Raw genomic sequence first — 15,509 nt, forward strand, 5'->3', positions numbered from 1 at the left:
TGTGGAGAGAATATGAAAATATCGAAAATAGAGAAGGAAAACCTAATATGTATCTAAAAACGACTTTTTCAAAGAATTCCACCGATTATTTTCAGGAGCGTCCTGCCGAAAGAGAAATTATGCAGTCAGAGGATATGAACGGTTCCCATCTCATTCTTTTTGATGAGAGTAGTTCCGTATATCAATATTTTGACATTAATATGCCGTATCTGGTCATATACGAGTCACTGAATATTGGGGCGGATCTTATGGTTTATCAAGAATTCAGTGAAAACAACAGGATATTAAAAGAGAGACAGTATACGGAGTTTACCCAGCAGTCCAGAAAACTTCATTCCCATAATTTCTACGAATTGACGTTTGTGCTCTCCGGGCAATTAACTATGAGGATCGAAGATGAGAATATTATTTACAATCAAGGAGACTGCTGCATTTGCAATAGGAATATACATCATATGGAACTCATGGAACAAGATACGGAGATCGTTCTTTTTCTTATCAAAGAAGAGTACATACATGATGCGTTTGATACAAATTATTACTATGACCGAAAGGGCAGACCCCATTCCATAGGAACTGTTTTTGATGTATTTTTTTCCGAGAATAAGAAAAATCCATTGTATGATGCCAAGGTATATGCGGATTACCGAATTTTATATCAGGATTCCATAGAACCCCTTTTAGAGATCATGAATCAAATGATCACAGAAATCTCCGGGACACATTCAGGGAAAAGTCATATGATGAAAGCATTACTCTGCCATTTTTTTGAAATGCTGGAGAACGATTCCATCTATAAGGAGGAGATCCATTGGGCAAGACTGTCCAATGAGGAGCAGATCATATATCAAATTACCGAGGCGTACAAAAAAAAGAATGGAATTTTTTCACGGACAGATATAGAGAAGATTACAGGCTATAACGGGGACTATGTGGAACGTATTGTGAAAAGACATACAGGAAAAACGCTTTCCGCATACGGCAGAGACTTCCTAATACAAAAGACAGCAGAATTGCTGCGGGATACGGATCTGAGTATTGCAGAAATATGTGAGCGGCAGGGGTATTCCAACAGGTATTATTTTAATAAGATATTCGCGGAGAAATATGGAATGAAGCCATCTGAATTCCGGCGGCAGTGTTACTGTTCACTCCGTGTCCGGTAACACGCTTCGCGATGCACAGATATGGAGCATTCTGCCCCATATCGCGCTGGCCGCCTCGGGATTTTCATGCTTCCGGCATGAAAACGCCTCCCGGTACAGTGGCCTGTGAACAGTAACGCGGCAGTACCGCAGCAAAGATACCTCTATACGTTTATCCTGTTAAATGGAAATGATGTGTAGTATAATGAAGTATAAATAAATAGGATACGGTGAGTGATCTATGTTTAATATTTTACCGGGGAATTTTTTTGCTCCCCTGGCATCTCCGAATAAAATTGTATACTGGGAATGTATCTGTAAGCTGTTTTCCACTATGGATCATCAGCTTTCTTTTGGCGTGGAAAGAGAAATTCTGGTGGACGAGCTGCAGTATTATTTTGACCAGTCAGCTTCGGCTGAGGTGGTAGAGGAGGACTTTGCCCAGTCCGACAGCAGAGGAAAGGCAAACGGCATCCTGAGAAGGCTGGAAAACTATGGCTGGATCGAGATAGAGACAGATAAGAGTTATGTGCAGCGAGTCAATTTCAAGGAGTATTCTGTGCGCCTTATCAAGACACTCCTGGAAATTGAAGAGGGAAAGCAGACAGAGTACCAGGGATATATATATACCATATATACACTTGTCAGAAGCAGTACGGATAATCCGGGGATCGTACTGATGCAGATCATGGAAAATACAGACCTCCTGATCACAGGACTGAAAAATTTGAATTCCAATATCAAGCATTATATTGACGAGTTGACAAAACACAAGACAGTGTCTGAAATTATGGATGCTCTTTTTAACGATTACATAACCAATATTGTGGACAAGGCCTATCACCGGCTGATGACATCCGACAATGTATCCAAGTTTCGGCCGGAGATCATTGAGCGGCTGGAGGCAAAGAGCAGAAGCAGGTCGTACATGGAAAAGACATCCGCTGAGATCGCAGGGCTTCAGGAAATATCACAGGAGGAAGCAAGGGAGGCAGTTTACCGCTTCCTGCATGAGATTATAGAGGCTTTCCGCAATATGGATGAAATTCTCACGGAGATCAATCAGAAGAATACCCAGTATCAGAGGGCAGCCATCAACAGGGCGAAGTTTCTCTTGTCAGGAAATGAGGACGTAAGAGGGCAGTTAAAAGAAATCCTGATCGGTATAAATGAGATCATGAATCAGGAGCAGATGGAACTTGGCGGCATCTATCAGGTGGGATTTCTGGAAAACCTGATCCGCATCTATAGCTGTAGTTTTCTGGATGAGAATTCTTTTTATTCACCCATAGAAGGGCGAAAGGAGTTTATCCCTCAGCAGTTGGAAATCCCTGAGCCGGATATGGGACAGCGCCAGGAAAAAATGAAGAAAATGATGGAAAAGATGCAGAGGATCCTGAGTCCTGAAAAGATCGGGAACTATATAGACACGCAGATGGGCGACAAAAAGGTACTCCCGGCGTCCGAGCTGCCCATGGACAGTGTGGAAGATTTTGTGAAAGTTATCTATGTCCGGCTCTATGGCCAGCGAAAGAATATGAATTACCGGATAACAGTGGAAAATGAGACGGAAGTGAATGGATTCCGATTCAAAGATTTCAAAATATGGAGGAAATAACGTGGATTTACTGGAAGGGATGCTGCAGAGAGAGAAAGAAGAGTTTAAGCGCATCGGTAACCGCCTGCTTAGCTGCTGCTTTTTATGCAAAGGAAATATAACAAACAAATCGGATTATTATTTTGTGCTCAGGCACAGGGAAAAATATCAGGAATTTCTGGGCGTTCTGGGATACAGACTGGAGATCAATGAGGAGTATGGAGTGGTGCAGCTGGTGAACCCGCAGAATTATAACCGCCAGAACCTCAAACTGTTTGAATCGGTGATCCTGCTGATCCTCCGTATTCTCTATGATGAAAAAAAGAGAGAACTGTCGGTAAGTGATGAAGTCATTGTTAATCTGGGGGATATACAGGACAAATTCCTGAGCCTTGGGATCCGGGAGAAGATGATAGATAAGATGACCATGCGCAATACCCTGAATCTGTTCAGAAGATTCCAGCTGATTGAACTGCTGGACAAAGATTTGGGAAATGAGGAATCCCGGCTGCTGCTATACGACTCCATTCTGATGGCGGTTAGGGTGGAGGATATTAAACAGACATACGAGAAATTGGAAATTTACAGGAAAGGGAAACAGGCCGATGAAGAAACTGACGAGAATGAAGCTGATAAACTGGCACCGGTTTAGTAACTGTACCATTGATTTCGGCGGATCCACCCTGATCTCAGGGGAAAACGGCGCCGGAAAGTCCACTTTGCTGGATGCCATTCAATTTGTTGTGACCTGTTCGGCCAATGCATTTAATAAGGCTGCTCATGAAAATGGTAAGCGGAAGCTGACCGGCTACATCCGCTGCAAGACAGGAAAAGAAAACCAGCCCTATGAGCGGACGGGACAGATCAGCGCCCATATTGCCCTGGAGTTCTACGAGGAGAGCAAAAAGAAATACTTTGTGGTAGGTGCAGTCATTGATTCATCGTCAGAAGGCCAGGAGACCACAGCCCGCTACCTGATAGATGGCGTCCGTCTGACCGAGGATATGTTTTTTCGGGGTAAGACACCCCGTTCCATTACGGAATTCCGTGCTGTGAATAAAAAGATTAAAATCTGGTGCAAGACACAGACAGAAGCCAAACGGATGATCAAGGCCAGGTTTGGAAGGATCGAGGATAAATTTTTCAGCCTGATACCGAAAGCTCTGGCATTTAAGCCTATCAATGATATTAAAGATTTTGTATATTCCTATGTGCTGGATGAAAAAGAAGTGAATATTGACATTCTGCGGGAGAATGTCCGCAGTTACCAGGATTTAGGCCGGACCCTGTAATAAGTAAAGAAAAGAATGGCTAGGCTGGAGCAGATAGAGAAGTATCATGAGGAAGCTCTGGACTGTCTTCACAAAGATAATATGTACGAATACTTCCTGTCACAGGCAGAGCTGGACATCACAGGGGAGCGGCTTAAATCCCTTCAGAGTGAGGAAAAAGCCGAGGAATACAGGCTGGAAGAGACTAAACGGGAATTAAAGTCCGCGACAGAAGAAAAGGAACAGAAACAGGAGATAGAGACAGCTCTCCGTGTAGAACTGAAACAGAAAGCGGAATTCCGTGCTCTGGAAGAACAAAAAAAAGAACTGGATAAATTAAAAGACCGGGAGCAGGAGTATCTGGAAGAAAGACGAGTGCTGCAGGGCAGCGTTAAGAAAGCCCTTGATAAGGCATATAAACTGCTGCAGGTCAGTGATGTGGACAGATGCGTGGAGGAATACGCAAAGCTTTTTGAGCGCCTTGAGAACATTCAGGATGTTGTCTATGCAAAGGAAGTGGCAGAAAAAGTTATCCGCTATAAAGGGGAAATGTACCAGAAGATCCAGCATAAAAAAGCGGAGATAGAAATTCAGCTAAATGAAAAGAAGATACAGAGAAAAGAACTGGAGCAAAAGATTGCGGACCTGGAACGCAGAAAACTTTCTTATCCGGAGGCAGTGAACCGCCTGATGGAGGCGATCCGGACGGAATTTGCCAGGATCGGAAGGAAGCCGGAACCATATGTACTTTGCGAGACATTGGAGATCGCTGACGAGAGCTGGAGAAATGCGGTGGAAGGCTATCTGAATACCCAGAGATTCTATGTATTGGTGGAGCCTGAAAACTTTGATATCGCTCTCGGTATCTATGACCGCCTGAAAAGAGACGGAAAAGCCTTCGGCGTGGGTTTGATCAATACACAGAATCTGGAACCCTATGATAACGCACCGGCAGGAACACTTGCTTCAGCCGTCACATCCGGCAATAAATACGCCAGGCGTTTTATCAATATGGTACTCGGAAAAGTACAGATGTGTGAGCGGTATGAAGAATTGAAGAAATACCCCACATCCATCACAAAAGGGTGCATGAAATATCAAAACAGAGTGGCAAGCGCCATCAAACCGGAGATTTTTAAAGTGCCATTTATCGGGAAGAATGCGTTCAGAGTACAGTTGAAACTGGCAAAAATGCAGTGGGAAGAACTCTGTGGGGATATTGATGCTAAGAAGAAAAAACTGCAGGCTATCGAATCTGTTCAGGAGCCATTGTCTACAGACGATGATGTGGATATCAAATACCGTGTGGATGTATTATCAAAATTGTCTCTTGTGCAGATGTCCATAAAGAAATGCAGGGAGAACATAAAAACGCTGGAGAAGAACGCAACCTTAATCCAAAAGCAGATCCAGTTAGATGCATTGGAAAAGGCGAGAAAAGAACTGGAATCCCAGATTGGAAAATATAATCAGAAGATTGGAAGGATCGGCGAGAACATCATCTCCAAAAGAGCGCAGGCAGAAAATCTGACTCTCAGCCAGGCCGGCCAAAGTGCTGCGGTTGCACGGCTTGCAGCCGGAGCTGGGGATACTTTCGTCATATGGAAGAAGGAATACGAGAAGCAGACATCCCAGAAATCTTACGACCAGTTCCGGGAGAATTATGACAGACGGCGGAAAGCCAATAATACCAATAGGGAAAAGGCCGAGAACCAGATGACAGAGGAGATGCTTGCGTATAAAACGGAGCATGACTTTGGAGCCGCACCCACCATGGCCGGATTTCCTGAATTTGCAGCAACCTATGACCGTCTGAAAACGTCTGAACTTCTGGCATATGAGGAAAAGGTGGAGTCTGCCAGGAAGGCCGCCGAGGAGGAATTTCGGGAGCAGTTTCTTGCAAAGCTGCAGGAAAATATGAAACAGGCACAGGGAGAGTTTAAAGAACTGAATAAAGCACTGAAGGATATTGCATTCAGCAATGAAAAATACGAATTTCTCTATATGCCCAGCAAGCGCCACCGAAATTATTATGAGATGATCATGGATGATTTCAATGCCGTTTCGGGAGAGTCTATATTCAGCGGAATGTTCCATGAGACCCATAAAGAGGTCATAGACGAGTTGTTTGAACGGCTTGCCCTGGATAATGATAATAACGAAAAAGCCCTGGAAGAGTTTACAGATTACCGTACTTATATGGATTATGACATCAAGATCATCCACAGCGACGATAATTATTCTTATTATTCAAAGGTGTGTGAGGAAAAGAGCGGCGGAGAGACACAGACACCTTTCTATGTGACAGTGGCGGCATCTTTTGTGCAGTTGTACAGTAATAACATAGGTGGGGAAGCAGCGGGGCTTGTTATGTTCGACGAAGCATTTAATAATATGGATGATGAGAGGATTGGCGGGGTTCTGGAGTTTTTAAGACGCCTTCCGCTGCAGATCATCATCGCAGCACCCCCGGATAAGATTCAGTACATAGGACCTGCCATGGAGGAGACGCTTCTTGTCATGACCGACGAGAAGACAAGTTATGTGGAGGAGTATTATAATGGCGCTGTATGAAAAGCGGATCCTGCATGCACTTCTGGATTCCTACGAGAACAGTCTTCTGTCCAGAAAGGAAAACAAAGTGGCAGTGCATATTTGTTTTCCTGTTACGAAAAAAACAATGCCGGAATATTTTGACGAAAGCTCTCTGGCTTATGAAGATATCCATGCCTGTGTCCGGGAGATGGAATGCAAAGGCTTTGTTACAGTTCAGTGGAAGAAAGGGAAAGAAGATCATATTTTGCAGAAGATTTTGTTAAGGGAAGAAAATGTAGATATTATATACAGATATGTGGGGAGAATTCCCAGAATAAAGCTGGAGAACAATACGATTAAGCTTTTGGCAGATTTAGAAGAGAAATACAAGACACCCACAGCCACCGCTTTTCTCCAATACCTCACTGCACGTATTTCCGGTGGCCAGTCGGTAAAGGAATATATAGATTTGGAAGATAAGCAGAGAATACACAGGCTCATCAAGGCAGTGTCAGCGATTGAAGCGAATGAAAAGACTTGCTATATCCGGGAGTTTTCAATACGTCTGTTTGGAGATTCCAAAGAAATGGAGTCTCTTTTAGGCGTAACCGGAAAAATATTCAGGCGTTTCGGAGGAAAAGAGGGGGAAACGGATAACTATTCTATTTTAGCAGACTATTCCATTTACCACACCCCTGATTATGTATATCTGAAAGGGGAGGGAACCCTGTATTTCGGGGAAAATGACAATACAGGACTGGAACTTTCCCGTCTCCGCCAGGGTATCGGAGTATCGGGTGAGGATATCGGCACACTGCGAATCCGGAGTAAGCCAACCACCCGGAAAGTGATCACAATAGAAAATCTGACTACCTTTTTTGGCTGGGCGGAGGAAGACAGTATTATCATTTATCTGGGAGGTTATCACAACACCGTCAGAAGGAAACTCCTGCAATCCATCCACCAACATATGCCCACAGCCCAGTATCTGCATTTCGGAGATATTGATGTGGGAGGTTTTGAAATCTATGAGGATTTATGCAGAAAGACACAGATCACTTTCCAGCCATATCATATGGGAATTGAAGAATTGAAAACTTATGCCCGATATGCAAAGAAACTGACAGTAAACGATAGAAAAAGGCTGGATGAGCTGATAGAGAAATGTACGGAGAACTGTGAATACCCGGATGTGCTTGATTATATGAAAGAAAAGGGAATAAAGCTGGAGCAGGAGTGTGTGCAGCGCTGATACAGGTTTTATGCGGAGAATGTGCTTGGTCAATATGAAATCGGAGAATACTCTTTTAGTGATCCGAATTCTACAAATCATATAGAGACAACCCTATTGTCCCTGTTCCCATGCTGTCTAAAAATAATAAATTAGAGAAAGACAGAATCGTCGCTTCTTAGGAAACGGCGATTTTTATATTTGAGAAGCTGAAAATGCCTGTGGGACATTTTGATGATTAAAAATAGATGGATTAACTAATGCTAAGGCAAATGCAGAGGTTTCACGTGTATTTTATTTAAAAGATAAAAATAGAAAAGAACAAATGTTCCGCTTATGTCTATACTTTTCAATCGGACTATGCTATAATTTATGACAATTATGAATCCCTGTACATAGTGCAGAGGATTGTTTTATGTATATCCTATATCGTTTTAAGCTGAGTATTAGATTTGTTTCCCTAATGTTTTTTTACGATTGATGAAGCTAAAGAGATTGTGCATGAGGCTGATCCGGTAATTAAAGATGTATGTGCGGAATGCAACAATTGCAAGTCAATATCGAAAGGGTGTGAATGTATGGATAATATTCAAAATGAAACTTTTTATAATAAAGTCATAGAATTATTTCTGAGTGCGAAGAAAAATTTGTCGGCAGCAGTGAATATGACAATGGTATATTCCTATTATGAAGCAGGGAGAATGATTATCGAGGAAGAGCAAGGTGGTAAAGAACGTGCAGCATATGGAAAGTATATATTAAAAGAATTATCAGGGAGATTAACACAAAAATTTGGAAGAGGTTATTCGTATGATAATTTAAAATTAATGCGGAAATTTTATTTGGTTTATTCTAAGGACTCAATTGGGGAAACGTCGTTTCCCCAATCTGAAAAGTTAACAAATACAAAAGAAGGACGTAAATTCTATTTGAGTTGGTCACACTATCTTATTTTAATGAGAATAACTAATATTGAAGAACGCCATTTTTATGAAATAGAAGCATATAGAAATGGATGGAGTAAAGATGAACTGGCACGCCAGTATGGAAGTTCTCTGTATGAACGACTTGCCTTAAGTAGAAATAAGGATGAAGTAATGAGCCTTGCAACAGAAGGACAGATGATTGAGAAACCTGAAGATATATTCAAAGATCCATATATTTTAGAATTTACAGGGCTTCCAGAATTGGTTACTTATTCTGAAACAGAGTTGGAAAATAAAATTATAGATAATTTGCAGAAGTTTTTATTAGAATTAGGTGTATTCCGTTACGACTATTATTTTTGTGACTTTTATATTTTCAACTCGTAAAGTTCACTATAAGACACAACTTTTTTATATTTTTGAGGATTTCATTACGAATCACAGCGCAGGAGTATGGCTGACTGTGAACGTATCAAAAGTCACAAAGGAGGTTTTAACCATGAATAAATTTGATTTAAAAGCCCCATATCAGCCAACTGGTGACCAGCCGCAGGCTATAGCAGAACTGGTAAAAGGATTCAGGTAAGGCAATCAATGCCAGACTTTACTAGGGGTCACAGGCTCCGGCAAGACTTACACCATGGCCAATGTCATCCAGGAAGTCCAGAAGCCGACCCTCATTATTGCCCATTATAAAACCCTTGCTGCACAGCTCTACGGGGAGTTCAAGGAATTCTTCCCGAATAATGCGGTGGAGTATTTCGTCAGTTAAGAGTATAAAGTTGGAAAAAACTATTATATTGTGTCCATGTAGTTGTATATATACCGGATATAGTGGATTATATGGACTGTATGGAATAAACATAAATAGAAAAATTATATGGACAGGTGACTTTTGTCGTGTAATGATTTTACAGATTACTATTAGTCTGGGATTGAAAACTGTGTATAAATATTTAAAGATGCAAAAGAAATTTTTGTTTCAATATTTGATATAAGAGGTAAATTCTTGAGAAAAGTCCCAAGAAGATCAATAAAATGATAGCTTTGTGAACCGGAAAGGCATTTGCTGCATTACTGCGGTATTGTTTTTGAAAAAGCTTTAATATAGCAGAGATTAAAAATTTTATGACCGAAAGCACATAGAAAAATCAATCGTATTTTTTTATGATTGATTTTATGCGTGCTTTTGCATATACTATAAGTAATAAAATTGGAAAAGGAGAACAATGTATGCGTGAAACAAGAACAACAGAGTTTAAAGAAAGGATTACAAATACATTTTTAAAAACAGTAAGTGCCTTTTCGAATTACGATGGTGGAGAAATATTTTTTGGCATCGATGACAACGGGAATGTCAAAGGTCTGTCAGATGTAAAACAAGCATGTCTGGATATCGAAAATAAGATTAATGACAGTATTACTCCGCAGCCCGATTATACACTGGAATTGCAGAATGACGACAGAACGATAAAACTGACTGTAAAAAGCGGGATGCAAAAGCCTTATTTATATAAATCGAAGGCATATAAGCGAAATGATACTGCAACCATAGAGGTTGACACACTGGAGTTGTCAAGACTGATTTTAGAAGGAAAAAATATCAGATTTGAAGAAGTACGGTGTGAGGAGCAAGAGTTGACATTTGATACACTATGTCAAAAATTAAAAGAATGTATCCAGATTGAAACTTTTAATCAGGATACCTTGAAAACGTTGAATTTATACAATAGTACGATTGGATATAATAATGCGGCCGGTATCTTGGCAGATAAAAACCATTTTCCGGGAATTGATATGGTAAAGTTCGGTGAAAACATCAGTGTGATCCATAAGAGGGCAACCTTTGATCATGTATCCATTTTAGAAGTCTACGAAAAGACAGCAGAGGTGTTTAAGGATTATTATGAATATGAAGAAATACAGGGCACTGACAGGAAAAAGATAGAAAAGATACCGGAGGCTGCCTTTCGAGAAGCAATTGCAAACGCACTGATTCACAGAGCATGGGATATGGATTCACAGATCAAAGTTTCGATGTTTGATGACAGAATAAAAATTATTTCTCCGGGAGGACTGCCTTCTGGAATAACAGAAGATGAATATTTATCGGGGAAACTCTCGGTCTTGAGAAATAGAAATCTTGCAAATGTATTTTATAGATTGGGGTTTGTCGAAATATTCGGTACAGGAATAACAAGGATAAAACAGCTCTATAAAGAAGGCTTGATGCAGCCGGATTTTGAAGTGTCGGAAAATACAATCAAGATCGTACTTCCGGTTTTTGAAAAAAACCTGAATTTAACGGAAGACGAAAGAATAATATATAAGATTTTGAGCAGGACAATGCTGAAATCAATCAGTGAAATTGCTCCTTATGCCCCGTTTGGCAAATCAAAGACAACACAGTTACTGAAAGATATGGGGAAGAAAGGTGTTGTAAAAATTGAAGGCAGGGGAAGAGGTACTAAGTATATGATAAAGTAATTGCCATGACAAAGAGCAATGATGTAAGCTTGGAATATATAGATATTTTTGGAGGGATAATTGTTTCACATATAAGGTGATATGCAAACATGATTAAAGAGCTATTCGTATGCCATGACGATATCTTGTAAAATTTCAGAAAAGCATACAAACTCAATAGTTTCAAGAAAAAAACTTATTACAATATTTTAAAAGAATCTTGATGTGATAAAAAACATTAGATGTTTTATTTTTATATGACATAAGATGTTATTTGAAATTAGTTATATTTCGAATCAGTACAGGTAATTCAGGGTATTTGTAAGATGTTTGCTTTGTTTTTGGAGTTTGTATTAGAGTATAGAGGGACACGACAAACGCATGAGTAAATAAATTATGAACAAATGCCCTTTTTCTGGTATGATAGAAAAAAGGGGGATTTGACATTATGGAAGAATTACTTGAGTGGCTGGAATATATATAGGATGTTAACTGCTGGATAAGATACAGATAAAAGGGCAGATCATAACGATCGATGCGATGGGGACACAGAAAGGCATTGCGGAAAAGGTACGGAAAAAACGGGCAGATTATGTACTTGCGCTAAAGGGGAACCAGATGGGGATATATGAAGATATAAAGCTGTATTTGAGCGATCCGGAAGTGCAGCAGGAGATACGAAAAAAGGGAGATTACCTGTGTACGGTAGAAAAAGCGCATGGACAGCTGGAAAGAAGGAAATATTATCAGACCGGCGAGATAAAATGGCTGTCCGGGAGGAAGGAATGGAAAGGGCTGAAAAGTATCGGAATGGAAGAAAAAGGGGAGAGGAAAGAAAACCGTTATTATATCAGCAGCTTATCTCCTGAGATAGAGAGTTTCAGACGTGCAGTGAGAGGACATTGGAGCGTAGAAAGTATGCATTGGCATTTAGATGTAACATTTCGAGAAGATGCAAATACAACGTTGGATAAGCAGGCAGCGCAGAATCAGAACATAATCCGAAAGTGGAGTCTAAGTATCTTAAAGATGGTAGAAGTGCTAAAGCCAGGATTATCTATGAAGAAAAAGCGTTTTGCGATCAGCCTGTGTCCGACCAAGTATCTGGAAGAAGTTTTGTCTTTTTAAAAAATGATAGTTATGGGAATAGCGAAAGAAAATCGTTCATGCGTATGTCGTGATAGAGGGAAGATAATTATTGGTAAATTTACAGTTGTATGATATTATTATTCTGAATGCTTGTATAGAGATATGATATAGCTGTTACTCATATGATAGTAAAAGATATTATAAAGGCTAAACTAATGAAATAGATTGGTATTTTCGAAAATATCATTAAGAGAGTTAAGACGGGGAAGTATACTGCACTTGATGTTAAATCAAAAGATATTTTGAAAGTTGTTCAACTGAGGGAGATGAGGAAAATGTCTGATAAAATAATGTCTATATTGGCAGAGGTAACGGGCGGCAAAAGCTATAAAGCTCATAAGTATGGTCTTGACCATGCAGACAGACCATTCATTGATTACGGTGAAGATTCTATTGTTTGGAAGAAAACGGCAGAAACAGATAAGACAAATAGAAAGTATGTGTCTTTAGAAGTGTTAAGTAAAAAATTGTCTGCAAGAGAAGAACAGTTGCTTACTTATTTTTTAGATGGTTCTCGCAGAGTTTTTAAAGTTGATGATATAGCATATACAAAATCAGGAGGAAGAAGTGTAATATATCCCGTTGTTGCAGGACAGATAGGTGTGGGGTGTTGCAAAAGGGAAAACAAACATATGATTCCAGAAAAAGATAAGTTTAAAAGAGAGTTTATCCTTTCAATTCCAGATATTGCAAATGCGGATGGGAAAGCAGGCTTTTTTCCTGCAACTGCCCGCAAATTGAATGAATCACCAGAGCTAAAGAGACTTGGAATTGAATTTTCAACAATTATTCCGTATCGTACTGCAAAGAATGCGGAGAAGAAGTTTGAAGATCTCGGCACAGCATGTATTCAAGGCAGGATGTTGCAACGAGAAAAGGAATTGGTAGCTGAATTGGTAAGAGAAGGGAAATTAAATCAGGACAATTATCTTGTAAAAGATGGATCTTTAGAATATCGTCCAACGAAAGATGATAGGTCAGATAAAAGAAAGTATCAAACTTTTAAAAATAATTATAATTGGGTTCTTGGTGTTTCAAAAAATTTCAACCCAGAAGTTTGTGTGGATATTAATGGAAAACCAAATCCAGGTTTTATTGCAGATTTACCTTTGTATTATAGAACTCCGGTGGCTTGTTTTAAAAATCCGGCTTGGTTTGGAGACACAGAGTTTGCAGTATGGTATATAAGGATTAGAGATAAGAAACGTACACGTACACCGTTTGATGGCATTATTAAAGTTGAGAAGATACTGGTCACACAAGAAGAAATTGAGGATGGAATTGATAGTACGCTTGTCGATCAGTTGAGTGCTTATCTTATTAATGAGAGGAATCCTGTATGTTATGGCTCGGATTTACGGTGGGCAAATCATATATATCCTATCTATCTTACAGAAACATATGTCAAATCAAGATATCTTAGTGCAGAAAGTTTTTTGCATTTATTTTAAGGAGGGGAAACATGAAAAAACCTATAGGAAGAATCATAGCGACTGAAAAAGTACCGACAACTATGGACAAGTTTACGTTTTGGACAGATGCGGACTTGAAACTACATGCGTTTGATATCGTAAAAGTTAAGCATATTGATGATTCGTATTCTTTCGGCGTAATAGAAAACATTTCCCATATTACTGATGCGCAAAGTTTTCTAACAAGTTTTATATCAAGCGATTTCGGAGATGTTACTGTAGATGACCCTACACTTAGAGTGGGTATGAATTATGTGGAAGCTTCGGTTTCATATAACAGCAAAAATCTTTATACGCCGGTGCATAATAATGCACCAGTATATTTAGCGTCTGCAGATGAAATAATTATGGCACTTGGATTGGATAAAATTCAAAATCCGCTTGTGTGCGGTTCGTTAAAAATGTACGAAGGTACATCGGAAGAAATTACACTTCCAGTGAATTTGAATTCTAAGTTTATTCTTGGACCAGAGGGTGCCCATCTCAATATTTCTGGTATTTCTGGTTTGGCATCGAAAACTTCGTATGCGATGTTTTTGATGAAAGCTGTTCAAGAACAATATTTAAAAATGCCTGTGGATAGCGAGGAAAGTGTTGCTTTTGTGATTTTTAATGTCAAGGGAAAAGATTTAATGGCCATTCATAGTCCTAATGATTTTAAAAAGGGTAGTGAGGGAGAAAAGGAGAGAGTTTATCAGGAATATAAAGACTTGGGTTTAAGCACAGAACCATTTAAACAAGTCAAATATTTTATTCCTTATTCCAGTAATGCTTCTGCAAAGCAAAGTACATATTTGCCCAAAGAAGATATAGAAGAATATATTAGAGAAGGGCAACTACAGAAATTTAAGTATTCATATGAGGATGATAAAGAAAGTTTGGAAATGTTATTTGCAGATGTAGATGATCCTCAGCAGACTATGGAGGCAATTATAAGTAAGATAATTGATACTACCGATCCTGATTTTGGAGGCGATCAGGTAAATACATGGGAAGGATTTAGAGAGAAAGTTGATGAATTATCACAAAAGTCACAGACACAGGGACGGGGAACACAGCGTACTTCTAATGAAATATCTGTATTAAGCTGGCGCAAATTTAAACGTATTGTTAATAAGGCGATAAAAAACGATGATATGTTTGCAAATCGTGCAGATAGTAGTAGACACGAATGTCGGCTTGCTGATGCAATTAAGCATATTTCTAATAATGACGTTTATGTTATTGATGTTGCAAAACTTCCAGAGGATAAGCAGGCGTTTGTATTTGGAGATGCTGTGCGTACTATTTATAACCTTAAACTTGGAGAATACGATGGCGAAAACGGAATAAATCCGCCTTCTCGTATTATAGTTTTTATTGATGAATTGAATAAATATGCTTCTAAAGAAACACCGAAGTCCTCGCCTATTTTGCGAGAGATACTAGACGTTACAGAAAGAGGACGTTCTCTAGGAGTAGTTTTATTTGGGGCGGAGCAATTTCGTTCTAACATTCATCAGAGAGTTACAGGAAATTGTTCTACGCATGCTTATGGAAGAACAAATTCTATAGAAACATCAACAAAAGATTATGGTAGTTTACCAAGTACATACAAAAATATGCTTACACGATTGGAACAGGGAGATTATCTCATTCAAAATCCAATTTTTCGTTCTTTGTTGAAAATACGGTTTCCAAAACCAATCTATAAGCAATTTAAGAAATGAGGGCCAAT

The 15,509-nt window shown here is 39.5% G+C and carries 10 protein-coding genes and 2 pseudogenes; all 12 read left to right on the forward strand.

Features of this window, described 5'->3' with window-relative positions; all coding sequences use genetic code 11:
- Positions 1-47: 47 nt before the first annotated feature.
- Entirely contained in the window at positions 48-1,166 is a 1,119-nt protein-coding gene (locus C6P39_RS14300) for a helix-turn-helix domain-containing protein (RefSeq protein WP_158661572.1), read from the forward strand.
- Between the two features lie 220 nt (positions 1,167-1,386).
- Positions 1,387-2,763, forward strand: a complete 1,377-nt coding sequence (locus tag C6P39_RS14305; protein ID WP_104804216.1) for a Wadjet anti-phage system protein JetA family protein — start codon at positions 1,387-1,389, stop codon at positions 2,761-2,763.
- 1 nt (position 2,764) lies between these two features.
- Positions 2,765-3,394, forward strand: a complete 630-nt coding sequence (locus C6P39_RS14310) for a DUF4194 domain-containing protein (protein WP_095172387.1) — start codon at positions 2,765-2,767, stop codon at positions 3,392-3,394.
- The gene (locus tag C6P39_RS14315; RefSeq protein ID WP_104804217.1) at positions 3,348-4,034 is read left to right on the forward strand and encodes an ATP-binding protein; all 687 of its coding nucleotides are present in this window, start codon (positions 3,348-3,350) and stop codon (positions 4,032-4,034) included. Before C6P39_RS14310 ends, C6P39_RS14315 begins: the two co-directional genes overlap by 47 nt.
- A 15-nt stretch (positions 4,035-4,049) precedes the next feature.
- Complete coding sequence (locus tag C6P39_RS14320; protein ID WP_104804218.1) at positions 4,050-6,587, forward strand: SbcC/MukB-like Walker B domain-containing protein; 2,538 nt, start codon at positions 4,050-4,052, stop codon at positions 6,585-6,587.
- On the forward strand, positions 6,574-7,800 hold the full coding sequence (locus C6P39_RS14325; protein ID WP_158661573.1) for a Wadjet anti-phage system protein JetD domain-containing protein: 1,227 nt from the start codon (positions 6,574-6,576) through the stop codon (positions 7,798-7,800). The genes C6P39_RS14320 and C6P39_RS14325 overlap by 14 nt, the downstream gene beginning before the upstream one ends.
- Before the next feature lie 557 nt (positions 7,801-8,357).
- Positions 8,358-9,041, forward strand: a pseudogene (locus C6P39_RS14330) (PDDEXK nuclease domain-containing protein); the annotation flags it as partial.
- Between the two features lie 163 nt (positions 9,042-9,204).
- A pseudogene (locus C6P39_RS28505) lies at positions 9,205-9,474 on the forward strand (DEAD/DEAH box helicase family protein); the annotation flags it as partial.
- Positions 9,475-9,938: 464 nt separating this feature from the next.
- Positions 9,939-11,192, forward strand: coding sequence for an ATP-binding protein (locus C6P39_RS14340; protein WP_104804220.1), 1,254 nt, complete (start codon positions 9,939-9,941; stop codon positions 11,190-11,192).
- Positions 11,193-11,675: 483 nt separating this feature from the next.
- Positions 11,676-12,299 carry an ISAs1 family transposase gene (locus tag C6P39_RS14345; protein ID WP_278278000.1) on the forward strand — a complete coding sequence of 208 codons (624 nt, stop codon included), beginning with the start codon at positions 11,676-11,678 and terminating at the stop codon, positions 12,297-12,299.
- Positions 12,300-12,595: 296 nt separating this feature from the next.
- Entirely contained in the window at positions 12,596-13,771 is a 1,176-nt protein-coding gene (locus C6P39_RS14350; protein WP_242987051.1) for a hypothetical protein, read from the forward strand.
- 11 nt (positions 13,772-13,782) lie between these two features.
- Positions 13,783-15,501 carry an ATP-binding protein gene (locus C6P39_RS14355; RefSeq protein WP_104804222.1) on the forward strand — a complete coding sequence of 573 codons (1,719 nt, stop codon included), beginning with the start codon at positions 13,783-13,785 and terminating at the stop codon, positions 15,499-15,501.
- Positions 15,502-15,509: the final 8 nt, after the last annotated feature.

It is taken from the genome of Blautia marasmi (assembly GCF_900258535.1).
Lineage (GTDB): Bacteria > Bacillota > Clostridia > Lachnospirales > Lachnospiraceae > Blautia > Blautia hominis.

Coding starts and splice junctions, on each gene's coding strand:
- C6P39_RS14300 (WP_158661572.1), top strand. CDS start 48: ATGTATCTAAAAACGACTTTTTCAAAGAATTCCACCGATTATTTTCAG.
- C6P39_RS14305 (WP_104804216.1), top strand. CDS start 1,387: ATGTTTAATATTTTACCGGGGAATTTTTTTGCTCCCCTGGCATCTCCG.
- C6P39_RS14315 (WP_104804217.1), top strand. CDS start 3,348: ATGAAGAAACTGACGAGAATGAAGCTGATAAACTGGCACCGGTTTAGT.
- C6P39_RS14320 (WP_104804218.1), top strand. CDS start 4,050: ATGGCTAGGCTGGAGCAGATAGAGAAGTATCATGAGGAAGCTCTGGAC.
- C6P39_RS14325 (WP_158661573.1), top strand. CDS start 6,574: ATGGCGCTGTATGAAAAGCGGATCCTGCATGCACTTCTGGATTCCTAC.
- C6P39_RS14340 (WP_104804220.1), top strand. CDS start 9,939: ATGCGTGAAACAAGAACAACAGAGTTTAAAGAAAGGATTACAAATACA.
- C6P39_RS14350 (WP_242987051.1), top strand. CDS start 12,596: ATGTCTGATAAAATAATGTCTATATTGGCAGAGGTAACGGGCGGCAAA.
- C6P39_RS14355 (WP_104804222.1), top strand. CDS start 13,783: ATGAAAAAACCTATAGGAAGAATCATAGCGACTGAAAAAGTACCGACA.